At 54.2% G+C, this 23,382-nt stretch carries 21 protein-coding genes and 2 tRNA genes; 1 reads left to right on the top strand and 22 read right to left on the bottom strand.

Annotation, left to right across the window (positions count from 1 at the left end):
* Position 1: 1 nt before the first annotated feature.
* The 7 genes from rplV to rpsJ all read right to left on the bottom strand — a co-directional run bounded on the left by rplV (position 2) and on the right by rpsJ (position 3,489).
* Positions 2 to 334, bottom strand: a complete 333-nt coding sequence (rplV, locus tag ACJJIV_RS08465; protein WP_020411389.1) for a 50S ribosomal protein L22 — start codon at positions 332 to 334, stop codon at positions 2 to 4.
* 15 nt (positions 335 to 349) lie between these two features.
* Complete coding sequence (gene rpsS / locus ACJJIV_RS08470; protein ID WP_020411388.1) at positions 350 to 628, bottom strand: 30S ribosomal protein S19; 279 nt, start codon at positions 626 to 628, stop codon at positions 350 to 352.
* A 37-nt stretch (positions 629 to 665) separates the two neighbouring features.
* Positions 666 to 1,490 carry a 50S ribosomal protein L2 gene (gene rplB / locus ACJJIV_RS08475; RefSeq protein ID WP_020411387.1) on the bottom strand — a complete coding sequence of 275 codons (825 nt, stop codon included), beginning with the start codon at positions 1,488 to 1,490 and terminating at the stop codon, positions 666 to 668.
* Positions 1,491 to 1,504: 14 nt separating this feature from the next.
* Entirely contained in the window at positions 1,505 to 1,801 is a 297-nt protein-coding gene (gene rplW / locus ACJJIV_RS08480) for a 50S ribosomal protein L23 (protein WP_152451143.1), read from the bottom strand.
* Complete coding sequence (gene rplD, locus ACJJIV_RS08485) at positions 1,798 to 2,412, bottom strand: 50S ribosomal protein L4 (protein WP_252084413.1); 615 nt, start codon at positions 2,410 to 2,412, stop codon at positions 1,798 to 1,800. The genes rplW and rplD overlap by 4 nt, the downstream gene beginning before the upstream one ends.
* A gap of 18 nt (positions 2,413 to 2,430) precedes the next feature.
* Positions 2,431 to 3,066: a 50S ribosomal protein L3 gene (gene rplC / locus ACJJIV_RS08490; RefSeq protein ID WP_444891417.1), complete on the bottom strand. Its 636-nt coding sequence runs from the start codon at positions 3,064 to 3,066 to the stop codon at positions 2,431 to 2,433.
* A 111-nt stretch (positions 3,067 to 3,177) separates the two neighbouring features.
* Positions 3,178 to 3,489, bottom strand: a complete 312-nt coding sequence (rpsJ, locus tag ACJJIV_RS08495) for a 30S ribosomal protein S10 (RefSeq protein ID WP_010133849.1) — start codon at positions 3,487 to 3,489, stop codon at positions 3,178 to 3,180.
* A 175-nt stretch (positions 3,490 to 3,664) separates the two neighbouring features.
* Between rpsJ and ACJJIV_RS08500 the strand changes: the two genes are divergently transcribed.
* Positions 3,665 to 4,141 (top strand): aminoacyl-tRNA deacylase, encoded by a 477-nt coding sequence (locus ACJJIV_RS08500; RefSeq protein WP_444883681.1) that lies wholly within the window; start codon positions 3,665 to 3,667, stop codon positions 4,139 to 4,141.
* Positions 4,142 to 4,810: 669 nt separating this feature from the next.
* On the opposite strand, the gene tuf (ACJJIV_RS08505) is transcribed toward ACJJIV_RS08500, so the two are convergent.
* The 15 genes from tuf (ACJJIV_RS08505) to ACJJIV_RS08575 all read right to left on the bottom strand — a co-directional run bounded on the left by tuf (ACJJIV_RS08505) (position 4,811) and on the right by ACJJIV_RS08575 (position 23,322).
* The gene (tuf, locus tag ACJJIV_RS08505) at positions 4,811 to 6,004 is read right to left on the bottom strand and encodes an elongation factor Tu (protein ID WP_252084404.1); all 1,194 of its coding nucleotides are present in this window, start codon (positions 6,002 to 6,004) and stop codon (positions 4,811 to 4,813) included.
* A 76-nt stretch (positions 6,005 to 6,080) separates the two neighbouring features.
* Positions 6,081 to 8,186, bottom strand: coding sequence for an elongation factor G (gene fusA / locus ACJJIV_RS08510; RefSeq protein ID WP_252084410.1), 2,106 nt, complete (start codon positions 8,184 to 8,186; stop codon positions 6,081 to 6,083).
* Positions 8,187 to 8,276: 90 nt separating this feature from the next.
* On the bottom strand, positions 8,277 to 8,747 hold the full coding sequence (gene rpsG / locus ACJJIV_RS08515) for a 30S ribosomal protein S7 (protein WP_143729448.1): 471 nt from the start codon (positions 8,745 to 8,747) through the stop codon (positions 8,277 to 8,279).
* Positions 8,748 to 8,857: 110 nt separating this feature from the next.
* Complete coding sequence (gene rpsL / locus ACJJIV_RS08520) at positions 8,858 to 9,232, bottom strand: 30S ribosomal protein S12 (RefSeq protein ID WP_067150990.1); 375 nt, start codon at positions 9,230 to 9,232, stop codon at positions 8,858 to 8,860.
* 249 nt (positions 9,233 to 9,481) lie between these two features.
* On the bottom strand, positions 9,482 to 13,711 hold the full coding sequence (rpoC, locus tag ACJJIV_RS08525; protein WP_444891418.1) for a DNA-directed RNA polymerase subunit beta': 4,230 nt from the start codon (positions 13,709 to 13,711) through the stop codon (positions 9,482 to 9,484).
* Between the two features lie 131 nt (positions 13,712 to 13,842).
* Positions 13,843 to 17,916 (bottom strand): DNA-directed RNA polymerase subunit beta, encoded by a 4,074-nt coding sequence (rpoB, locus tag ACJJIV_RS08530; RefSeq protein ID WP_252084408.1) that lies wholly within the window; start codon positions 17,914 to 17,916, stop codon positions 13,843 to 13,845.
* A gap of 294 nt (positions 17,917 to 18,210) precedes the next feature.
* Positions 18,211 to 18,579, bottom strand: coding sequence for a 50S ribosomal protein L7/L12 (gene rplL / locus ACJJIV_RS08535; RefSeq protein ID WP_252084407.1), 369 nt, complete (start codon positions 18,577 to 18,579; stop codon positions 18,211 to 18,213).
* Positions 18,580 to 18,657: 78 nt separating this feature from the next.
* On the bottom strand, positions 18,658 to 19,152 hold the full coding sequence (rplJ, locus tag ACJJIV_RS08540; protein ID WP_020411124.1) for a 50S ribosomal protein L10: 495 nt from the start codon (positions 19,150 to 19,152) through the stop codon (positions 18,658 to 18,660).
* Between the two features lie 279 nt (positions 19,153 to 19,431).
* The gene (gene rplA / locus ACJJIV_RS08545) at positions 19,432 to 20,127 is read right to left on the bottom strand and encodes a 50S ribosomal protein L1 (RefSeq protein WP_152451120.1); all 696 of its coding nucleotides are present in this window, start codon (positions 20,125 to 20,127) and stop codon (positions 19,432 to 19,434) included.
* Entirely contained in the window at positions 20,128 to 20,559 is a 432-nt protein-coding gene (rplK, locus tag ACJJIV_RS08550; protein WP_252084406.1) for a 50S ribosomal protein L11, read from the bottom strand.
* A gap of 158 nt (positions 20,560 to 20,717) precedes the next feature.
* Positions 20,718 to 21,251: a transcription termination/antitermination protein NusG gene (nusG, locus tag ACJJIV_RS08555; RefSeq protein ID WP_252084405.1), complete on the bottom strand. Its 534-nt coding sequence runs from the start codon at positions 21,249 to 21,251 to the stop codon at positions 20,718 to 20,720.
* 10 nt (positions 21,252 to 21,261) lie between these two features.
* Positions 21,262 to 21,630: a preprotein translocase subunit SecE gene (gene secE, locus ACJJIV_RS08560; protein WP_152451114.1), complete on the bottom strand. Its 369-nt coding sequence runs from the start codon at positions 21,628 to 21,630 to the stop codon at positions 21,262 to 21,264.
* 116 nt (positions 21,631 to 21,746) lie between these two features.
* Positions 21,747 to 21,822 (bottom strand) — tRNA-Trp (locus ACJJIV_RS08565).
* Between the two features lie 101 nt (positions 21,823 to 21,923).
* A complete protein-coding gene (tuf, locus tag ACJJIV_RS08570) occupies positions 21,924 to 23,117 on the bottom strand; it encodes an elongation factor Tu (RefSeq protein ID WP_252084404.1) in 1,194 nt (397 codons plus the stop codon).
* 130 nt (positions 23,118 to 23,247) lie between these two features.
* Positions 23,248 to 23,322 (bottom strand) — tRNA-Thr (locus ACJJIV_RS08575).
* Positions 23,323 to 23,382 lie beyond the last annotated feature (60 nt).

The raw sequence follows: 23,382 nt of genomic DNA on the forward strand, positions 1-23,382 counted from the left end.
CTTATTTCTCGGCCACTTTCACAGTGATGTGACAAGTACGCTTAAGAATGCGATCTGCACGACCTTTCGCACGCGGTTTAATGCGTTTCATGGTCATACCTTCGTCCACAAAAATTGTGGAAACCTTCAGCTCGTCAACGTCAGCACCTTCGTTGTGCTCGGCGTTGGCAATGGCCGATTCCAGTACTTTCTTGACGATCGCCGCACCCTTTTTATTGCTAAATGCAAGAATATCCAGGGCTTCTTCAACGCCTTTGCCGCGAACCTGATCAGCTACCAGTCGCGCCTTTTGCGCCGATAGACGTGCGCCGCGTAATTTTGCTGCTACTTCCATCTTTTTAACCTCGGCTTAGCGCTTCTTCGCTTTCTTGTCCGCAGCGTGACCGCGGTAAGTGCGGGTAGCAGCGAACTCGCCCAGTTTATGGCCAACCATTTCTTCGTTAACCAAAACGGGCACGTGTTGACGACCGTTGTGAACGGCAATCGTCAGTCCAACCATTTCCGGCATAATCATGGAACGGCGGGACCAGGTTTTAATCGGTCGACGATCGTTTGCTTCAATCGCCGCCTCCACCTTCTTGATCAAGTGCAGATCAATAAAGGGACCTTTTTTTAATGAGCGTGGCACTGTCGATTCCTCTCTAGCTGCTCAGACATCGCGCGGCTTACTTGCCGCGACGACGTACAATCATCTTATCGGTGCGCTTGTTCTTGCGCGTTTTCTTACCCTTGGTCGGAACGCCCCACGGGGTAACAGGGTGACGGCCACCAGAGGTACGACCTTCACCACCACCGTGCGGGTGATCTACCGGGTTCATCGCCACACCGCGAACGGTAGGACGAACACCACGCCAGCGTGCAGCACCAGCTTTACCCAGCTTGCGCAGGCTGTGCTCGGAGTTGCTCACTTCACCCAGGGTTGCGCGGCACTCAGCGAGAACCTTGCGCATTTCGCCGGAACGCAGACGAATAGTCGCGTACTGGCCTTCACGGGCTACCAGCTGTACAGAAGCACCCGCAGAGCGGGCCAACTGAGCGCCTTTACCAGGCTTCAGCTCGATACCGTGAATTACAGAACCCACCGGAACGTTGCGCAGAGGCAGGGTGTTGCCCACAGCAATCGGTGCGGCATCGCCGGACTGAATGGTGGCGCCAGCCTTAAGGCCTTTCGGTGCGATAATGTAACGACGCTCACCATCCGCGTAACAAACCAGAGCGATATGTGCGCTGCGGTTGGGATCGTACTCCAGACGCTCAACTTTAGCGGGGATACCGTCTTTGTTGCGCTTGAAGTCGATTACGCGGTAGTGCTGCTTGTGACCACCGCCGATATGACGAGTGGTGATACGACCGTTGTTGTTACGGCCACCGCTTTTGCTCTTGCTCTCTAAAAGAGGAGCGTAAGGAGCACCCTTGTGCAGGTCGGGGTTAACAACCTTAACCAGGTGTCGACGGCCGGCGGAGGTCGGTTTTGTTTTTACAATTGCCATTGTAACAGTCCCCTTTACTCAGCAGCTTCAAAGTTGATGTCGCTGCCTTCGGCCAGGCGAACGTAGGCTTTTTTCCAATCGCTGCGACGGCCCATGCCGTAGCGGGTACGCTTGGTTTTACCTTTAACGTTCACGGTGCGAACCTGTTCAACAGAAACGTTAAACAGCTTTTCAACCGCGGCCTTGATCTCAGCTTTTTCGGCATCGGTGGAAACCTTGAAAACTACTTGGTTGGCGCTATCGGCCAGCACAGCAGCTTTTTCGGAAATTACCGGGCCCAGCAGTACTTTGTAGAGTCGCTCTTGGTTCATCCCAGCACCTCTTCAATTTTCTTGAGCGCAGAAACGGTAACCACGACCTTATCAAAGCGAATCAGGCTTACTGGATCGATCGCCTGCACATCACGAACATCGATTTTGTGCAAGTTGCGAGCGGCCAGGTACAGGTTTTCGCTAACCTCTTCAGTCACGATCAGCGCATCGGACAGGTCAAACTGAGCCAGTTTGCTAACCAGTTGCTTGGTCTTGGGCGCGTCCACATCGAAGGACTCAACCACTATCAAGCGCTCCTGACGAGCCAGCTCAGACAGGATGCAGCGCAGTGCAGCGCGGTACATCTTTTTGTTCAGCTTAACGCTGTGATCACGCGGGTCAGCGGCGAAAGTTACACCACCGGAGCGCCACAGCGGGCTGCGGATAGTACCGGCACGTGCGCGGCCAGTACCTTTTTGGCGCCAGGGCTTTTTACCACCACCGGAAACATCAGAACGGTTCTTCTGCGCCTTGGTACCCTGACGAGCGCCAGCCATGTAGGCGACAACTGCCTGGTGTACCAGATCTTGGTTGAACTCACGTCCGAAAGTCACTTCAGAGACAGCTACTGTGCCTTTAGCGCCTTCGGGAGTAGCGATATTCAGTTCCATATCTAATTCCCCTCAGACTTAGGCTTTTACTGCCGGACGAACGATAACGTTGCCACCGGGAGCACCGGGAACAGCGCCTTTAACCAGCAGCAGGTTGCGTTCGGCATCGACACGAACTACTTCCAGGTTCTGCACGGTTACACGCTCAGCACCCATGTGTCCGGCCATTTTCTTGCCTTTCCATACGCGGCCAGGAGTTTGGCACTGACCGATAGAACCGGGAGCGCGGTGAGACAGGGAGTTACCGTGGGTTGCGTCCTGAGTACGGAAGTTCCAGCGCTTAACGCCACCCTGGAAGCCTTTACCTTTGGAAGTGCCGGTTACGTCGATCTTCTGGCCAGCTTCAAAGCTGCTTACAGTGATTTCAGAACCGATTTCGAAAGTCTCTTCGGAAGCGTCAGTACGCAGCTCGAAAAGATTAGTGCCAGCCTCTACATTGGCTTTGGCGAAGTGGCCCGCTTCGGGCTTGGAGACACGGGAAGCCTTACGGTTACCCACTGCTACTTGAACAGCGGTATAGCCATCGGTTTCCACAGTTTTCACCTGGGTGACGCGATTCGGAGCAACCTCAACAACGGTTACCGGAATGGATACGCCATCTTCAGTGAAGACGCGAGTCATGCCGCTCTTGCGGCCGACAATACCTATAGTCATCTTATTAACCTCTCAGTGCACGGGGCTTTAACCCACTGCGGCCGCCCAATTTCAGAGCGTTACACTACCCAGACCTTTTTCGCCCGGGATTCGGTAGTTAGTTAAAAGTGTTTAGCCGAGACTAATTTGGACCTCAACACCGGCCGCCAGATCGAGCTTCATCAGCGCGTCGACGGTTTTCTCGGTAGGCTCAACGATGTCCAGCAAACGCTTGTGAGTACGGATCTCATACTGGTCGCGAGCGTCTTTATTAACGTGCGGGGAAATCAGTACGGTGTACTTCTCTTTGCGAGTCGGCAGCGGGATAGGACCGCGAACTTGTGCGCCAGTGCGCTTAGCCGTCTCTACGATCTCCTGAGTAGACGCGTCGATCAGCTTGTGATCGAAGGCCTTCAGGCGAATTCGGATACGTTGACCCTGCATGGAATCAAACTCCAACTTATGAACTAAAGAACGTCCTTTCTCGCAACCCCGAGGGCGGGCGAAAAGGAGCGCGAATTCTACGGGGCGCACAAGAGGCTGTCAACTGTACAGCATGATCAAATTTCAATCGGCTCAAACTACAATGGAGTACCTTAGGTAAATCGAGGGTAACGACATGACTATTGCTGCGAGATTAAGTCAATACTTGAATGACCAGTCAGTTGACTACCACCTAATACAGCATCCACACACACGCACCAGTCGAGAGAGTGCGCACGCTGCTCATGTGCGCGAAGACCAGGTAGCCAAGGCAATCCTGTTGCGCGATAAGGAGGGGTTCGTGATGGCGGTAATACCCGCCAGCAGCAGCCTGGATCTACGCGCAGTGCACACTGAAACTGGCCGCAACGACCTGGAGATGGTCGCAGAAAATGAGCTTGGATCGGTCTTCCCAGACTGCGAGCTGGGCGCCCTACCCCCTGTCGGCCAGGCTTATGGCATTACTACTCTGATAGACAGTGGGCTCAGCCGCTGTGAGACGATCTTTTTTGAGGCGGGTGACCACGAAGAACTGGTAGAAATGAATGGACCACAATTCAATAAACTGTTTGCCGGGTGTCGAAGCGCTGATCTTAGTAAGGACTGGCCATAAGCAACCCTAGAAGCAGAAGGATTTGAAATATCAGCCTGAATAAGGCGCCACAAAGAAATGTAATCCTGTGGTGCTGCTCAAGCCAGAACCACAGGATTCTGACCAGCAAACACTGCCTTCCACTAACCTATCCAATTAGATAAGCACCCCACCAGCTACCAGGCTAGACCAGCAAATCGCTGGGCACAGGGATATTTGTTTTAACTACACCAAACATCTCTGCAAAACACAAAACAAATACATACCCTGAAGAGGTTTTAGCTTGTAAAGCAGGACACCTACGCTACTTAAAGCCCTGCAGAGCCACAATGAGAACACAGCAAATCCTAACGCTCAAAAAGCTATACACAAGATAAAACAACCCCCAATTTAACTCTCTCCAATACGCTATCGCGAATAAATATCTCTCAAATAAAGCCTTTATAAATCTTTATCAAATTGCACAACTACAGCTACGCTCATCATAAATTACGAGGCTAAACTTGAACCTCTCCGACAACCTTTTTTACGGTTTTTCTTTGCAAACACCTGCCCACAAAACCCTCCCAAGCAGCCAATTCAAATAAACACTTAACAGGCTGTATTGGCGAGAAAAAACAAAAAAATATCAGGCAAAAAAAAACCGCAGCGCGTCCGCTGCGGTTTTTTTATTTAGATCAAAAGTAACTATTACTCAATGATCTTAGCAACAACGCCCGCACCTACGGTACGACCACCTTCGCGGATAGCGAAGCGCAGGCCGTCTTCCATGGCGATCGGAGCGATCAGGGTAACAACCATTTGAATATTGTCGCCCGGCATTACCATTTCAGTGCCTTCCGGCAGCTCAACCGCACCAGTTACGTCGGTAGTACGGAAGTAGAACTGAGGACGGTAGCCTTTAAAGAACGGGGTGTGACGACCACCTTCGTCCTTGGACAGGATGTACACTTCCGCTTCGAACTTGGTGTGCGGAGTGATGGAGCCCGGCTTAGCCAGCACCTGACCGCGCTCTACTTCGTCACGCTTGGTACCACGCAGCAGCGCACCGATGTTCTCACCAGCACGACCTTCGTCGAGCAGCTTGCGGAACATTTCAACACCAGTACAGGTAGTGGTGGTGGTTTCTTTAATACCAACGATCTCAACTTCGTCGCCAGTGTTGATTACACCACGCTCTACACGACCAGTTACTACGGTACCACGGCCAGAGATGGAGAATACGTCTTCGATCGGCATCAGGAACGGCTGATCTACTGCACGCTCCGGCTCAGGAATGTACTCGTCCAGAGTTTCTACCAGCTTCTTAACAGCGGTAGTACCCATTTCGTTGTCGTCTTCACCGTTCAGGGCCATCAGAGCGGAACCAACGATGATCGGAGTGTCGTCACCCGGGAACTCGTACTGGTCCAGAAGTTCGCGAACTTCCATTTCTACCAGCTCGAGCAGCTCTTCGTCGTCTACCATGTCCGCTTTGTTCAGGAATACAACGATGTAAGGTACACCTACCTGACGGGACAGCAGGATGTGCTCACGAGTCTGCGGCATGGGGCCATCAGCTGCGGAACATACCAGGATAGCGCCGTCCATCTGAGCAGCACCGGTGATCATGTTCTTAACGTAGTCGGCGTGTCCCGGGCAATCTACGTGAGCGTAGTGGCGAGTCGGGGACTCGTACTCAACGTGAGAAGTAGCGATGGTGATACCGCGCTCACGCTCTTCCGGTGCATTGTCAATACCGTCGAAAGCAACAGCGTCACCGCCCCATACTTCCGCACATACGCGGGTCAGAGCAGCGGTCAGGGTGGTTTTACCGTGGTCAACGTGACCGATGGTGCCCACGTTCACGTGGGGCTTGGAACGTTCAAATTTTTCTTTTGCCATCTTTAGATGTCCTCTAGCTAAAAGTTTGCCAAAGGGGCCCCAGCTGTTGGCCCAGCCCCCTTTAAGCAGAAGTTAATTAGGCTTTGTTCTTGGCGATGATCTCATCGGCAACGTTTTTCGGCGCTTCAGAGTACTTCAGGAATTCCATGGTGTAGGTAGCACGGCCCTGAGTAGCAGAGCGCAGGTCGGTTGCGTAACCGAACATCTCTGCCAGAGGCACTTCTGCGTTTACCACCTTACCAGCGGGATTGTCTTCCATACCCTGGATCAGGCCGCGACGACGGTTGAGGTCGCCAACTACGTCACCCATGTTCTCTTCTGGAGTTACTACTTCCACCTTCATCATCGGCTCAAGCAGTACCGCGCCGCCCACAGAGGAGAGCTTCTTGGTCGCCATAGAACCGGCGATTTTAAACGCCATTTCACTGGAGTCCACATCGTGGTAGGAACCATCATACAGAGTCGCTTTCAGGCCTAGCAGCGGGTAGCCAGCCAGAACACCGTTTTGCATCTGCTCTTCGATACCTTTTGATACCGCAGGGATATATTCCTTAGGTACTGCACCACCCACGATTTCGTTAACGAATTCCAGGCCTTCTGCGGACTCATCCTCAGCGGGCTCGAATTTCACCCAAACGTGACCGAACTGACCGCGACCACCGGACTGACGAACGAACTTACCTTCGATCTCAGAGGTGTTACGGATCGCTTCGCGGTAGGCCACCTGAGGCTTACCGATGTTCGCTTCTACATTGAACTCGCGACGCATACGGTCGACGATGATGTCCAGGTGCAGCTCACCCATACCAGAGATAATGGTCTGACCAGTTTCTTCGTCGGTCTTCACGCGGAAAGACGGGTCTTCCTGGGCCAGCTTGCCGAGGGCAATACCCATTTTTTCCTGGTCCGGCTTGGACTTGGGCTCAACCGCTACGGAGATTACCGGCTCTGGGAATTCCATGCGTTCCAGAACAATTTTGTTGCTCTCGGCACACAAGGTGTCACCAGTGGTCACGTCTTTCAGACCAATCGCAGCTGCGATGTCACCCGCCAGTACTTCTTTAATCTCTTTACGATCGTTGGAGTGCATCTGCACCATACGACCAACGCGCTCTTTCTTCATTTTTACGGAGTTGTATACCGCAGTACCGCTCTCCAGCTTACCGGAGTAAACGCGGAAGAAAGTTAGAGTACCAACGAAGGGGTCGGTAGCAATTTTGAACGCCAGAGCGGCGAACGGAGCGTCATCGTCGGCTTCGCGAGTCTCAACGGTTTCGCCGTCTTCCAGAGTACCTTCGATCGCCTTTACTTCAGTCGGCGCCGGCAGGTATTCGATAACCGCGTCCAGCATGGCCTGCACGCCCTTATTCTTGAACGCAGAGCCGCCCAGAACCGGTACGATTTCATTGGCCAGGGTACGCTGACGGATAGCTGCCTTGATCTCTTCTTCGGTCAGCTCACCCTCTTCCAGGTACTTTTCCATCAGCTCTTCGCTGGCTTCAGCGGCCGCTTCTACCAGGTACTCGCGCATTTCGTCGCACTCGTCCTGCAGCTCAGCGGGGATGTCAGCGTAGTCGAAGGTCATGCCCTGATCGGCTTCATTCCACAGAATGGCCTTCATTTTCACCAGGTCAACAACACCCTTAAACTCGTCCTCAGCACCGATGGTCATTTGCAGCGGTACAGCGTTCGCGTTCAAACGATCTTTCAGCTGGTCCACAACGTTGCGGAAGTTCGCACCGGCGCGGTCCATTTTGTTCACGAATACCATACGCGGCACGTGGTATTTGTTGGCCTGGCGCCAAACGGTTTCAGTTTGCGGCTGAACACCAGAGGAACCACACAGTACAACAACCGCGCCGTCGAGTACGCGCAAGGAGCGCTCTACTTCAATGGTAAAGTCAACGTGTCCTGGGGTGTCGATGATGTTTACGCGGTGCTGATCGAACTGCTGCTGCATGCCAGCCCAGAAACAGGTGGTTGCAGCGGAGGTGATAGTAATACCACGCTCCTGCTCCTGCTCCATCCAGTCCATGGTTGCGGCGCCTTCGTGCACCTCACCAATTTTGTGGGACAGACCAGTGTAGAAAAGTACGCGCTCAGTAGTGGTGGTTTTACCGGCGTCTACGTGGGCACAGATACCGATGTTACGGTAGCGTGCGATAGGCGTTTTACGTGCCACAGTTGTATCCTCGATATAACGGCAAAAGGCAGCCTGGAAATTTCCGTGCTGCCTTTCGGTATTAATTTCCGATGTTGGTAATCATCAGACTTAGAAGCGGTAGTGAGAGAACGCCTTGTTGGCTTCCGCCATGCGGTGTACATCTTCACGCTTCTTGACCGCGCCGCCCTTGTTCTGAGCTGCATCGATCATTTCATTGGCCAGGCGCTGAGCCATAGACTTCTCGCCGCGTTTGCGGGAGAACTCTACCAGCCAACGCATTGCCAGAGCCGTACGGCGCGAGGGGCGCACTTCTACAGGCACCTGATAGGTCGCACCACCAACACGGCGGGATTTAACTTCCACCATAGGCGCGATGTTTTCCAAAGACTCTTCAAATACTTCGATCGGGTCTTTGTTCAATTTTTCAGAAATAGTATCAAGGGCACCGTATACAATGCGCTCTGCTACTGATTTCTTGCCGCTGATCATGACGTGGTTCATGAACTTGGCTAGGGTGACGTTCCCGAACTTGGGGTCGGGCAGTACTTCGCGCTTAGCGACTACTCGTCTTCTCGGCATGGGAATTGCCTCTCTTCAGGGTTATTCTGAGACGCCGCCGTAAAACCTTACAATCCGGCGAGCTCAGCCTTACTCCGGTTGGAAACCGAAACGCAAATCGTTAAAGGCGATTAACCTTTAGGACGCTTGGCGCCGTATTTAGAACGGCCCTGCTTGCGATCGTTTACGCCGGCACAGTCAAGTGCACCGCGTACAGTGTGGTAGCGCACACCCGGCAGGTCTTTTACACGACCGCCGCGAATCAGTACCACGCTGTGCTCCTGCAGGTTGTGGCCTTCACCACCGATGTACGAAGTTACTTCGTAACCGTTGGTCAGACGCACACGGCAAACTTTGCGCAGTGCGGAGTTCGGCTTTTTCGGTGTAGTGGTGTACACGCGAGTGCAAACTCCACGACGCTGCGGGCTAGCCTGCAGAGCGGGAACGTCGCTTTTTTCGACTTTGCGTTTTCTCGGCTTACGAACCAACTGGTTGATCGTTGCCATTAAAAATCACTCCAAAAATAAAATGCCCCCACCTCTAACAGTGAGGGCCTGTCGTCTGTGTGTAGCGCCGACTCGAAAGCCGGACGAAACACCCCACATCAGCGGGGGCCGCATTCTATAAGCGACAACCCGCCTAGTCAATCGGCGACGGAAGTAAGTGCTTACATCACAGACAGTCGCCAATATCAGATCGAGCACCGAAGTGCCCCGACCTACCCCACTCCAACATAAGGTGGAGTGGAATACGCCTTATTCGCCAGAGGACTTGAGGGCCTCGGTCAGTGCCGCTTCTACCTCTGCTGCAGAAGGACCTTCGCCGAAGGTTTCTTCCAGCTGCAGGTTGCGCTTGCGCTTGCGTTCTGCGTGGTAGGCCAGGCCGGTACCGGCCGGAATCAAGCGGCCCACAACCACGTTCTCTTTCAAACCGCGCAGGCTATCTTCTTTACCGGTTACCGCCGCCTCGGTCAGAACGCGGGTAGTCTCCTGGAACGAAGCCGCAGATAGGAAGGACTCAGTGGCCAGAGACGCTTTGGTAATACCCAGCAACAGGCGTTCGAACTGAGCGGGCTGTTTGCCTTCGGCGCGCAACTGCTCGTTCTCTTCGATCACGCGCTGGTATTCCACCTGGTCGCCCTTAATTAAGCTGGAATCGCCCATCTCGAGGATTTCCACCTTGCGCAGCATCTGGCGCACGATAGTCTCGATGTGCTTATCGTTAATACCTACACCCTGGAGACGGTAAACTTCCTGGATCTCGTTAGTGATGTAGCGCGCTAGTTCTTCAACGCCTTTCAGACGCAGAATGTCGTGCGGGTTGGACGGGCCATCAGAGATAACCTCACCCTTCTCTACAGTTTCACCCTCGAACACAGTCAGCTGACGGTGCTTCGGAATCAGAACCTCGTAGTGGTCCTTACCGTTAGCCAGCGGCTTGCCATCACGCGGGGTGATCTGCAGACGCACCTTGCCTTTGGTCTCTTTACCGAAGGAAACGGTACCGGAGATCTCCGCCAGGATGGACGGTTCTTTCGGTTTACGCGCTTCAAACAAGTCGGCAACACGTGGCAGACCACCGGTGATGTCCTTGGTACCGCCAGATTCCTGCGGGATACGTGCGATTACGTCACCCACGTTCACCTTGTCACCATTCTTCAGGCTGAGAATTGCACGTGCCGGCAGTGCGTAGTGCGCGGGGGCATTACTGTTGGCCAGAGTCAGTTCTTCACCGTTCTCATCCAACAGAGTTACCGCCGGACGCAGGTCTTTACCTGCCGCCGGACGCTCGGCTGGATCGATAATTTCGATTGAGGACAGACCGGTAATTTCATCGGTCTGCTTGCGGATGGAGAGACCCTCTTCCATACCGGACAATTTCACCCAACCGGCAACCTCAGTGATGATCGGGTGGGTGTGCGGATCCCACTTGGCCACAATCTGGCCACCATCAACCTCAGCACCCTCATAGACACTGATTACAGCACCGTAAGGCAGCTTGTAGCGCTCGCGCTCGCGCCCGGCGCTATCGGCAATTGCCAACTCACCGGAGCGGGAAACCGCTACCAGGTTGCCAGCTTCAGTCTTAACGGTCTTCACATTGTGCAGACGTACAGTACCGCCCAGCTTCACTTGAATGCTGTCTGCAGCAGAGGCGCGGCTCGCAGCACCACCGATGTGGAAGGTACGCATGGTCAGCTGGGTGCCCGGCTCACCGATGGACTGTGCGGCAACAACGCCCACAGATTCACCCGGGTTGGCACGGTGGCCTCGGGCCAGGTCGCGGCCGTAACACTGGGCACAGATACCGTGTGCAGTAGTACAAGTGATCGGGGAGCGAACCAGAACCTCATCGATACCCATGGCTTCGATGCGCTCTACCCACTTCTCGTCGATCATAGTGCCGGCGGAAACGGCGATTTCATCGCTGCCGGGCTTCAATACATCGCGGGCTACCACACGACCGAGGATACGGTCACCGAGGGATTCGATAACGTCACCACCCTCGATTACCGGCGCCATGGTCAGGCCGTCGTCAGTGCCACAATCCAGTTCGGTAATTACCACGTCCTGAGCAACGTCCACCAGGCGACGGGTCAGATAACCGGAGTTCGCGGTTTTCAGTGCGGTATCCGCCAGACCTTTACGAGCACCGTGGGTCGAGATGAAGTACTGCTGTACAGTCAGACCTTCACGGAAGTTCGCGGTAATGGCGTTCTCGATAATGGAGCCGTCTGGACGGGCCATCAGACCACGCATACCAGCGAGCTGACGAATCTGTGCTTCGGAGCCCCGTGCACCGGAGTCTGCATACATGAAAACAGAGTTGAAAGAGTCCTGCTGGGTCTCTTTGCCCTCTCGGTCAATCACCCTCTCTTTCTTAATACCCGCCATCATTGCCTGGGTCACCTTATCGTTGGTACGGGACCAAACATCGATGACCTTGTTGTATTTTTCACCCTGGGTTACCAGACCGGAGGCAAACTGGCTTTCAATTTCCTTCACTTCCGCTTCCGCGGATTCGATCAACTGAGCTTTCTCGGCCGGGATTTCGAAGTCGTTCACACCAATGGAGGAACCGGACTTGGTAGAGAAATCAAAACCGGTGTACATCAGCTGGTCGGCGAAGATAACCGTCGCCTTCAGGCCCACCTTACGGTAGCACTCGTTCAGTACACGGGAAATAGACTTCTTCTTCATCGGCTGGTTAACCAGCTCGAAGGGCAGGCCTTCCGGGACAATATTCCACAGCAGCGCGCGGCCTACAGTGGTGTCCTGTACAGAGATGGTTTCGTGTTTCTCACCATCTTCACCCACAATATTTTCGCGGATACGCACTTTAACCTTCGCCTGTAAGCCAACCTGCTTGGCATAAAAGGCACGGCTCACTTCTTTGATATCGGAGAAGGACATACCCTCGCCTTTATCGTTGACGCGCTCGCGGGTCATCCAGTACAGGCCCAGTACCACGTCCTGGGACGGTACGATGATCGGCTCACCATTGGCGGGCGACAGGATGTTGTTGGTGGACATCATCAGCGCGCGGGATTCCAGCTGCGCTTCGATGGTCAAAGGTACGTGTACCGCCATCTGGTCGCCGTCGAAGTCGGCGTTATAGGCAGCACAAACCAGCGGATGTAGCTGGATCGCTTTACCTTCAATCAGTACCGGCTCGAACGCCTGAATACCCAGACGGTGCAGGGTCGGTGCTCGGTTGAGCAGTACCGGGTGCTCGCGGATCACCTCGTCGAGGATATCCCAAACGATGGCCTCTTCGCGCTCCACCATTTTCTTGGCGGCTTTGATTGTAGTGGCCAGACCACGAGTTTCGAGCTTGCCGAAAATAAACGGTTTGAACAGCTCCAGAGCCATTTTCTTGGGCAGACCACACTGGTGCAGGCGCAGGGTCGGGCCAACCACGATCACGGAACGGCCGGAGTAGTCCACACGCTTACCCAGCAGGTTCTGACGGAAGCGACCCTGCTTACCTTTAATCATGTCAGCCAGGGACTTCAGCGGGCGCTTGTTGGATCCGGTGATAGCGCGGCCGCGACGGCCGTTATCCAACAGTGCATCGACAGATTCCTGCAGCATGCGCTTTTCGTTGCGCACGATAATATCCGGCGCATTCAACTCAAGCAGGCGCTTCAGGCGGTTGTTACGGTTGATCACACGACGGTAGAGGTCGTTTAGATCGGAGGTCGCAAAGCGGCCACCATCCAGCGGTACCAGCGGACGCAGATCCGGTGGCAGAACCGGCAAAGCCTTCATTACCATCCACTCCGGGTTGTTACCGGATTTGTAGAAGGCTTCCAGCAGCTTCAGGCGCTTGGACAGTTTCTTGATCTTGGTTTCGGAATTGGTCGCCGGGATCTCTTCACGCAGGCGCTGGATCTCAACTGGCAGCTCAATATCTGCCATCAATTCCTGGATTGCCTCGGCACCCATTTTCGCTTCGAACTCATCGGCGAACTCTTCCATCGCCTCAAAGTACTGCTCATCGTTCAGCAGCTGGCCGCGCTCCAGGGTGGTCATGCCGGGCTCGGTTACCACGTAGGATTCGAAGTACAGCACGCGCTCAATATCGCGCAGGGTCATATCCAGCAACAGGCCAATACGGGACGGCAGGGATTTCAGGAACCAGATATGCGCAACCGGGCTGGCCAGTTCAATGTGGCCCATACGCTCACGGCGCACCTTGGCTTTGGTGACCTCAACGCCGCACTTCTCACAGATAATACCGCGGTGCTTCATGCGCTTGTACTTACCGCACAAGCACTCGTAGTCTTTTACCGGGCCGAAGATCTTGGCGCAGAACAAGCCTTCACGCTCAGGCTTGAAGGTACGGTAGTTGATGGTCTCCGGCTTCTTCACTTCGCCGTAGGACCAGGAGCGGATCATGTCCGGCGAGGCCAGACCGATACGAATCGCATCAAACTCTTCCAGGTGCTCCTGGGACTTCACCAGATTTAATAAATCTTTCAAGGCCTTTCCTCCACTAGGGGGTAGTCAACCCGGCCGTTACGCCGGGCCGGGCGGGCCGGCAACCCCACTGCTTCCAGGGTGCCGGCGCTTGTCTCAATTCACCTGCGAACAGGCTTTTGCACCAATCGGTCTTACTCGTGCTCGAGCTCGAAGTTCATACCGAGAGAGCGGATTTCCTTAACCAGTACGTTGAAGGACTCCGGCATGCCAGGCTCCATACGGTGGTCGGAATCCACGATGTTTTTGTACATCTTGGTCCGCCCTTCCACGTCGTCGGATTTGACCGTGAGCATTTCCTGCAGGGTGTATGCGGCGCCGTAGGCTTCCAGCGCCCACACTTCCATCTCCCCGAAACGCTGACCACCGAACTGTGCCTTACCACCCAGCGGCTGCTGGGTAACCAGGCTGTAGGAGCCAGTGGAACGCGCGTGCATCTTGTCGTCCACCAGGTGGTTCAACTTCAGCATGTACATGTAGCCCACGGTAACCGGGCGCTCGAAAGCATCACCGGTACGACCGTCGTGCAGAGTGATCTGGCCGGAATCGGGGATATCGGCGAGGCGCAGCAATTGCTTGATCTCGCTCTCATCGGCACCGTCGAATACCGGGGTCGCCATGGGTACACCGCGACGCAGGTTTTGCGCCATGGTCATGACTTCCTGATCGGAGAACTGATCCAGTTCTTCCTTGCGACCGCCTGTGGAGTTGTAGACCTCTTCCAGGAATCCGCGCACCTTGGCGACTTCCTGCTGCTCCTTGATCATCTTGTCGATTTTGACGCCAAGACCTTTAGCAGCCATACCCAGGTGCATTTCCAGAACCTGACCAACATTCATCCGCGAGGGAACACCCAGTGGGTTCAGAACGATATCTACCGGCTCACCGTTTTGGTCGTAAGGCATGTCTTCAACGGGCTTGATTACGGAGATCACACCCTTGTTACCGTGGCGACCGGCCATCTTGTCGCCCGGCTGGATGCGGCGTTTGATCGCTAGGTAGACCTTGACGATTTTCAATACGCCCGGAGCCAGGTCATCGCCGGACTCCAGTTTTTTCTTCTTGTCTTCAAAGGCTTCGTCGAGCAGCTTGCGACGCTCTTTCAGCTGTACTTCTGCCTTCTCCAGCTGCTCGTTGAGACCCTCGTCTTCCATGCGCAGCTTGAACCAGTCTTCACGTGGCAGAGTGGCGAGTACTTCAGTGGTGAGTTCCTGGCCCTTGCTAATACCTTTACCACCGGCAGCCTTCTGACCCTGCAGAGCTTGCTGCAGACGCTCAAAGGTAGCGCCTTCAACAATGCGGTACTCTTCATTCAGGTCCTTGCGAACCTCATCCAGCTGCGCCTTCTCGATATCGATGGAACGCTGATCTTTCTGCAGGCCGTCACGGGTGAATACCTGAACGTCGATCACCGTACCGCGGGTGCCACTGGGCGCGCGCAGGGAAGTGTCTTTAACGTCGGAAGCTTTTTCACCGAAGATTGCACGCAGCAGCTTCTCTTCTGGGGTCAGCTGTGCTTCGCCTTTAGGAGTCACCTTACCGACCAGGATATCGCCGGCACCTACTTCCGCACCGATATATACAATGCCGGACTCGTCCAACTTATTCAGCGCAGACTCACCCACATTGGGGATATCCGCAGTGATCTCCTCACTACCCAGTTTGGTATCTCGGGCAATACAGGTCAGTTCCTGGATGTGAATAGTGGTGAAGCGGTCTTCCTGTACAACGCGCTCACTAATAAGGATGGAATCCTCAAAGTTGTAACCATTCCAGGGCATAAAGGCGATGCGCATATTCTGGCCAAGAGCCAGCTCACCCAGATCTACAGAAGGACCATCGGCGAGGATATCGCCCCGGGTTACGCGATCACCAGTGTTAACAATCGGGCGCTGATTGATACAGGTATTCTGGTTGGAGCGGATGTATTTGGTCAGGTTATAAATATCTACACCTGCATCACCGGCTTCCACCTCAGCGTCCGCCACGCGGACTACCACACGGCTGGAATCAACACGTTCAATCACACCGCCACGCTTGGCTACCACACATACCCCGGAGTCGCGCGCTACGGTGCGCTCCATACCGGTGCCTACTAGCGGCTTTTCAGCACGCAGGGTCGGTACCGCCTGACGCTGCATGTTCGAGCCCATCAATGCACGGTTGGCGTCATCGTGCTCAAGGAACGGGATCATCGCCGCAGCGACAGAAACCACCTGCTTGGCGGAAACATCCATATACTGGATTTCACCCGGTGCCTTCAGGGTAAATTCGCCATGGTGACGCACGCTGATCAGGTCATCAATGAAGTTGCCGTTGTCATCTACTTCCGCAGACGCCTGGGCAATAATGTAATTTGCTTCATTGATCGCTGACAGGTAAGCGATTTCGTCGGTTACCTTGCCATCAACCACTTTGCGATAAGCACTTTCGAGGAAACCGTAGTGGTTAGCGCGAGCGTAAGTGGCCAGGGAGTTGATCAGACCGATGTTCGGTCCTTCCGGCGTCTCAATCGGACATACGCGGCCGTAGTGAGTCGGGTGCACGTCGCGCACCTCAAAGCCAGCGCGCTCACGGGTCAAACCACCTGGGCCCAGTGCGGAAACACGACGCTTGTGAGTCACTTCCGACAGCGGGTTGTTCTGGTCCATAAACTGGGACAGCTGCGAGGAACCGAAGAATTCCTTCACTGCAGCGGCAACCGGCTTGGCATTGATCAGGTCCTGCGGCATCAGGCCTTCGGACTCCGCCATGGACAGGCGCTCTTTGACCGCGCGCTCCACACGTACCAGACCAACGCGGAACTGGTTCTCGGCCATCTCACCAACGGAGCGCACGCGGCGGTTCCCCAGGTGATCGATATCGTCCACCATGCCCTGGCCGTTACGGATATCGATCAAGGTCTTCAGTACATCAACGATATCTTCTTTGCTCAGGGTGCCTTCGCCGGTCTCGTCTTCACGGCCCAGGCGACGATTGAACTTCATGCGACCAACGGCGGACAGATCGTAGCGCTCGTCGGTGAAGAACAGGTTTTCAAACAGGGATTCCGCAGACTCCTTGGTGGGCGGCTCGCCTGGGCGCATCATGCGGTAGATCTCTACCAGCGCTTCCAGCTGAGTGCGGGAAGGCTCTGCACGCAGGGTATCGGAGATAAACGGTCCACGGTCTAGATCATTCGTGTACAGCGTTTCGAAAGTCTTAATATTGAGTGTGCGTAACTGGGCGATTACTTCAGCGGTAATCTCAGCATTACACTCAACTGCAATTTCACCAGTAGACTCATCGACAATATCGTGAGCCAGAATACGGCCAAACAGGTATTCCAGTGGCGCGTCCAGCTTTTCTACGCCGGCTTTCTCCAGCTGGCGAATATGACGCGGGGTGATACGACGCCCCTCTTCCACAATCACCTTGCCCTGGCCATCTTTAATATCAAAAGAGGCCACGTCACCGCGCAAGCGGGAGGGAATCAGTTCCAGGCTAACGCGGTCTTCCTGCAGCTCAAACTTGCTGGTCTCGAAGAACATCTCCAGCATTTCCTGGGAGCTATATCCCAGTGCACGTAACAGAATTGTCGCAGGCAGTTTGCGACGGCGGTCGATACGAACGAATACCAAGTCCTTTGGATCGAATTCGAAGTCCAGCCAGGAGCCACGATAAGGAATTACACGCGCGGCGTACAGCAGCTTACCGGAGGAATGGGTCTTGCCTTTGTCGTGATCGAAAAATACACCCGGGGAACGGTGTAGCTGGGATACGATAACACGCTCAGTACCATTAATTACAAAGGTGCCGTTGTCCGTCATGAGCGGGATTTCGCCCATGTAAACTTCCTGCTCTTTGATGTCCTTAATGGACTTATTCGCAGACTCTTTATCGTAAATAATCAGGCGCACACGTACACGCAGCGGACAGGCGTAGGTCACGCCGCGCAGAGTACATTCCTTAACATCGAAAGCGGGCTTACCCAGTGTGTAGCTCACGTACTCCAGAGCGGCATTGCCTGAATAGCTGACAATCGGAAATACGGATTTAAACGCCGCCTGCAGGCCGACATCTAAGCGATCGTCGGGGCGCTTGTCGGCCTGTGTAAAATTGCGATATGAATCCAGCTGTATCGCAAGCAGGAAGGGCACATCCATGACCTTAGGCAGTTTGCCAAAATCCTTGCGGATACGTTTTTTCTCAGTATATGAGTAAGCCATTCAAATTCCCCAGCTTGATCAGTGACAAGACTTCGTGGGACTCCATTCGGGAGCCCCTCCGGGCGAGAAGCCTCTGAACAACACAGTTTGCCTGTGCTGTTCAGAAACCTCTCCGCTTGCTTTCGGGCAGCGCAACTGCGCTATGGTTAAATGAGGTTTGCCACGGTTTTATACCGCCGGCACCGCTAAAACCTCAGTACCGCAAACGGCAAAAAGGCCGGCGGACAAAAGTCCACCAGCCTTACCGCTATGTGTCGTTTTAGGCGACCAATAGCGGGAATCGCAACAACCGAATTACTTCAGTTCTACAGTTGCGCCAGCTTCTTCCAGCTCTTTCTTAGCGGCTTCAGCTTCGTCTTTGGTTGCGCCTTCTTTCAGCGGGCTTGGAGCGCCGTCAACCAGTGCCTTGGCTTCTTTCAAGCCCAGGCCGGTGATGCCGCGAACAACCTTGATCACGTTCACTTTCTTGTCGCCTGCAGAAGTCAGAACTACGTCGAAAGAGTCTTTCTCTTCAGCGGCAGCTTCGCCACCAGCCGGGCCGGCTACAACTGCTGCAGCAGCAGTTACACCGAACTTCTCTTCCATTGCTTCGATCAGCTCAACAACGTCTTTAACAGACATTTCGGCAACAGCGTTGATGATATCTTCTTTAGTCAGAGACATGAGTCATTACCTGAATTGGTTTGAGCAGTAGCTGCTCGTATTTCGTTTTGAAACCGCGATTCGCTAAAGCGAATACAATTACGCAGCTTCCTGCTCTTTTTGGTCGCGAACGGCCGCAATAGTGCGGACCAGCTTGCCAGCAGATGCTTCTTTCAACACGCTCATCAGCTTGGCGATCGCCTCGTCGTAAGTCGGCAGGCTTGCCAACAATGCGACGTCGGTGATCGCGCCTTCGAAGGCAGCACCTTTCAGTTCCAGCTTGTCATTGCCCTTGGCGAACTGGCTCAGGATGCGCGCGCCGGCACCTGGGTGTTCGTTAGAGAATGCAATGATGCTAGGACCTACGAATTTGTCAGTCAGACATTCGTAATCGGTTCCTGCCAGAGCGCGACGCGCCAGAGTATTGCGGACGACTTTCAACCAAACGCCGTTCTCGCGAGCCTCTTTGCGCAGGGCAGTCATGTCATTTACGGTAACGCCGCGGGAATCCGCAACTACCGCAGACAGAGCACCCTCAGCAGCTTGCTGGACATCTGCGACAATCGCTTTCTTGTCTTCGAGTCCAATAGCCATAGTGTCACTCCTGGATTTGAAAAAAACCGGGCTCAAAGCCCGATCCGTTCCGGTGCATAAAGCTCAAATCCAGTAAAAATACTGGTTTGGGCGACACCGTCTGCGTAGGCTCAAACCTCTCAACGGCCAACCTGGCCGAGATTTGGATTAAGCCAGACACGTTAAACCTCAACGCATCTGGCACCTACGGTCTTTGACGGCCCACATTTCTGCCTAAGCATCAAGTGGACCCCAAAGTTCGATTTACTATGCGCCAACAGTGTCAGCGCACAGCTTCAATTAGATGTTCAGGGAAGACTGGTCGATAACCAGACCTGGGCCCATAGTGGTGCTCAGGGTGATCTTCTTCAGGTACACACCTTTTGCAGAAGCCGGCTTGGCCTTCTTCAGGTCTGCTACCAGAGCTTCCAGGTTCTCTTTCAGCAAGTTCGCATCGAAAGCAACTTTGCCGATACCACCGTGGATGATGCCGCCTTTGTCAGCGCGGAAACGCACCTGACCAGCTTTGGCATTTTTAACTGCGGTAGCAACGTCTGGAGTTACAGTGCCAGTCTTCGGGTTCGGCATCAGGCCGCGCGGGCCGAGGATTTGACCCAGCTGACCTACAACGCGCATCGCATCGGGAGAAGCGATTACTACGTCGAAGTCCATCTTGCCCGCTTTAACGTCGGCAGCCAGCTCGTCCATACCGATCAGGTCAGCGCCCGCTTCTTTAGCGGCATCAGCGTTTGCACCCTGGGTGAAAACAGCTACGCGAACTTCTTTACCGGTACCATGCGGCAGAGTGGTCGCACCGCGAACAGCCTGGTCGGATTTACGCGGATCGATACCCAGGTTTACAGAAGCGTCTACAGTCTCTGCAAACTTAACGTTGGACAGCTCTTTCAGCAGAGCTACGGCTTCTTCGATGCCGTATGCTTTACCAGCTTCAACTTTCTCAGCGATTACGCGCTGACGCTTGCTCAATTTAGCCACTTAGAGACCCTCCACTTCGATACCGGCACTGCGTGCGGAACCGGCGATTGTGCGCACGGCCGCGTCCATATCGGATGCAGTCAGGTCAGCCTTTTTCATTTCTACGATCTCTTCGATCTGAGCGCGGGTAACCTTACCGACCTTGTCGGTATTCGGGCGACCGGAACCACTCTTGATCTTGGCGGCCTTGCGCAGCAGTACTGCGGCGGGCGGGGACTTCATGATGAAGGTGAAGGAACGATCGCTGTATACAGAGATCACAACCGGCACCGGCAGACCCGGCTCAAGGCCTTGAGTCTGGGCGTTGAACGCCTTACAGAATTCCATGATGTTCACGCCGTGCTGACCCAGCGCAGGACCAACGGGCGGACTTGGGTTGGCCTGACCGGCCTTAACTTGCAGCTTGATATAAGCTTCTACTTTCTTAGCCATTACAGCTCTCCTCTAGATGGGTGGTAACGCCTGCTACACCTAACCGTTAATGGTTACTGCAACTGGCTCCCCGCCCCGACCAATAAAATCTATTTTCCGGGGACGCGAAAACCCCCTTCCACCTTGCGGCGAAAGAGGGCAAAAAATTTATACTGGAATCAGGTTTTCTCTACCTGACTGAACTCCAGTTCAACTGGAGTGGAGCGTCCAAAGATCAACACGGCCACTCGCAAGCGACTCTTCTCGTAGTTGACCTCTTCGACCACACCGTTGAAATCATTAAACGGACCATCGATAACCCGAACCATCTCACCTGGCTCAAATAGGGTCTTGGGCTTGGGCTTATCGGCGGAATCGTCGATTCGATTCAGGATAGCCTGCGCTTCGCGATCAGTGATCGGGGCCGGCCTATCCGCCTTGCCTCCGATAAAACCGAGCACTCGAGGAGTTTCTTTTACCAAGTGCCAAGTATCGTCATTCAGTTCCATTTCCACCAGGACATAACCGGGGAAGAACTTGCGCTCACTCTTGCGCTTTTGCCCTGCCCGCATCTCCACCACTTCTTCGGTGGGAACCAGCACTTCACCAAACAGGTGATCCATTTCGTGCAGCTCAATTCGCTCCTTGAGAGAGCTAGCTACACGCTTCTCATAGCCCGAGTAAGCCTGGACCACATACCAATGCTTTGACATGTATCAACCTTTAGCCGATGAGTTTGGATGCCGCCCAACCTAAAGCGGAGTCCAGCGCCCAGAGAATTAGCGCCATAATCAACACAAAAACCACCACAATCACAGTCGTCTGGGTGGCCTCTTGACGAGTCGGCCAAACCACGCGCCTGACTTCCGTTTGCGCTTCGCGCAACAGTTGCCAGAGTGCATTACCCTTCGCAGTATTCACCGCGACAACCAGGGCAGCCAGGCAGATTGCAGTCACTGCCAGCACGCGGTAAATCAAGGGGAATTCGGCATAATAAGAATTGCCCGCCACAGCACCACCAACCAGCAGCACTATTAGCAGCCATTTCAGGCCGTCAAGACGAAAGGTTTTCGCTTCTGCTTTAGCATTCATATATGAAGCCCTTAGCGCACTACAGATAAGCCCTTAGTGCTCAAAAACACAAAAGCCCCACTGACAAGTAGGGTCTTGCGACACCCCTAAACTTATTTCAAGTGGAGTGTTTAAAATGGCAGGCCAGGAGGGACTCGAACCCCCAACACCCGGTTTTGGAGACCGGTGCTCTACCAATTGAACTACTGGCCTGTACAGCTTGGATGCCTTAGCATCCGAAGATAAAGAGGGCTACAGACCACCCTCTCATCTACTGCGCCGTCAGGGAACCCTGGCGACACGAAGATCAAAGATTACTCAATGATCTTAGCAACAACGCCCGCACCTACGGTACGACCACCTTCGCGGATAGCGAAGCGCAGGCCGTCTTCCATGGCGATCGGAGCGATCAGGGTAACAACCATTTGAATGTTGTCGCCCGGCATTACCATTTCAGTGCCTTCCGGCAGCTCAACCGCACCAGTTACGTCGGTAGTACGGAAGTAGAACTGAGGACGGTAGCCTTTAAAGAACGGGGTGTGACGACCACCTTCGTCCTTGGACAGGATGTACACTTCCGCTTCGAACTTGGTGTGCGGAGTGATGGAGCCCGGCTTAGCCAGTACCTGACCACGCTCTACTTCGTCACGCTTGGTGCCACGCAGCAGCGCACCGATGTTCTCACCAGCACGACCTTCGTCGAGCAGCTTGCGGAACATTTCAACACCAGTACAGGTAGTGGTGGTGGTTTCTTTAATACCAACGATCTCAACTTCGTCGCCAGTGTTGATTACACCACGCTCTACACGACCGGTTACTACGGTACCACGGCCAGAGATGGAGAATACGTCTTCGATCGGCATCAGGAACGGCTGATCTACTGCACGCTCCGGCTCAGGGATGTACTCGTCCAGAGTTTCTACCAGCTTCTTAACAGCGGTAGTACCCATTTCGTTGTCGTCTTCGCCGTTCAGGGCCATCAGAGCGGAACCAACGATGATCGGAGTGTCGTCACCTGGGAACTCGTACTGGTCCAGAAGTTCGCGAACTTCCATTTCTACCAGCTCGAGCAGCTCTTCGTCGTCTACCATGTCCGCTTTGTTCAGGAATACAACGATGTAAGGTACACCTACCTGACGGGAAAGCAGGATGTGCTCACGAGTCTGCGGCATGGGGCCGTCAGCAGCGGAACATACCAGGATAGCGCCGTCCATCTGAGCGGCACCGGTGATCATGTTCTTAACGTAGTCGGCGTGTCCCGGGCAGTCTACGTGCGCGTAGTGGCGAGTCGGGGACTCGTACTCAACGTGAGAAGTAGCGATGGTGATACCGCGCTCACGCTCTTCCGGAGCATTGTCGATACCGTCAAAAGCAACAGCGTCACCGCCCCATACTTCCGCACATACGCGGGTCAGAGCAGCGGTCAGGGTGGTTTTACCGTGGTCAACGTGACCGATGGTGCCCACGTTCACGTGGGGCTTGGAACGTTCAAACTTTTCTTTTGCCATTGCAGCCTCCTAATATAGATGAGCCGCTAACGGCACCACCCACGTACAGAACATGCGCATCCGACCCGGAAAAGCCCGACCCCGGACACAAACAACCGCAAGAGCTTTCACCCTTGCGGCTATTGAAAAATGGAGCTCATGGGCGGATTTGAACCGCCGACCTCACCCTTACCAAGGGTGTGCTCTACCCCTGAGCTACATGAGCAAATCAACGCCTTCCTAGGCGACCACAAGGCTTGCCATTTTGGAGAGCATTCCAGCCGAA

The organism is Microbulbifer mixtoriginis (SeqCode), assembly GCF_052466765.1.

Excerpts from the sequence above, each read along its gene's own strand:
- rplV (WP_020411389.1), bottom strand. The coding sequence starts at position 334 with ATGGAAGTAGCAGCAAAATTACGCGGCGCACGTCTATCGGCGCAAAAG.
- rplB (WP_020411387.1), bottom strand. The coding sequence starts at position 1,490 with ATGGCAATTGTAAAAACAAAACCGACCTCCGCCGGCCGTCGACACCTG.
- rplW (WP_152451143.1), bottom strand. The coding sequence starts at position 1,801 with ATGAACCAAGAGCGACTCTACAAAGTACTGCTGGGCCCGGTAATTTCC.
- rplD (WP_252084413.1), bottom strand. The coding sequence starts at position 2,412 with ATGGAACTGAATATCGCTACTCCCGAAGGCGCTAAAGGCACAGTAGCT.
- rplC (WP_444891417.1), bottom strand. The coding sequence starts at position 3,066 with ATGACTATAGGTATTGTCGGCCGCAAGAGCGGCATGACTCGCGTCTTC.
- rpsJ (WP_010133849.1), bottom strand. The coding sequence starts at position 3,489 with ATGCAGGGTCAACGTATCCGAATTCGCCTGAAGGCCTTCGATCACAAG.
- ACJJIV_RS08500 (WP_444883681.1), top strand. The coding sequence starts at position 3,665 with ATGACTATTGCTGCGAGATTAAGTCAATACTTGAATGACCAGTCAGTT.
- tuf (WP_252084404.1), bottom strand. The coding sequence starts at position 6,004 with ATGGCAAAAGAAAAATTTGAACGTTCCAAGCCCCACGTGAACGTGGGC.
- rpsG (WP_143729448.1), bottom strand. The coding sequence starts at position 8,747 with ATGCCGAGAAGACGAGTAGTCGCTAAGCGCGAAGTACTGCCCGACCCC.
- rpsL (WP_067150990.1), bottom strand. The coding sequence starts at position 9,232 with ATGGCAACGATCAACCAGTTGGTTCGTAAGCCGAGAAAACGCAAAGTC.
- rpoB (WP_252084408.1), bottom strand. The coding sequence starts at position 17,916 with ATGGCTTACTCATATACTGAGAAAAAACGTATCCGCAAGGATTTTGGC.
- rplL (WP_252084407.1), bottom strand. The coding sequence starts at position 18,579 with ATGTCTCTGACTAAAGAAGATATCATCAACGCTGTTGCCGAAATGTCT.
- rplJ (WP_020411124.1), bottom strand. The coding sequence starts at position 19,152 with ATGGCTATTGGACTCGAAGACAAGAAAGCGATTGTCGCAGATGTCCAG.
- rplK (WP_252084406.1), bottom strand. The coding sequence starts at position 20,559 with ATGGCTAAGAAAGTAGAAGCTTATATCAAGCTGCAAGTTAAGGCCGGT.
- nusG (WP_252084405.1), bottom strand. The coding sequence starts at position 21,251 with ATGTCAAAGCATTGGTATGTGGTCCAGGCTTACTCGGGCTATGAGAAG.
- secE (WP_152451114.1), bottom strand. The coding sequence starts at position 21,630 with ATGAATGCTAAAGCAGAAGCGAAAACCTTTCGTCTTGACGGCCTGAAA.
- tuf (WP_252084404.1), bottom strand. The coding sequence starts at position 23,117 with ATGGCAAAAGAAAAGTTTGAACGTTCCAAGCCCCACGTGAACGTGGGC.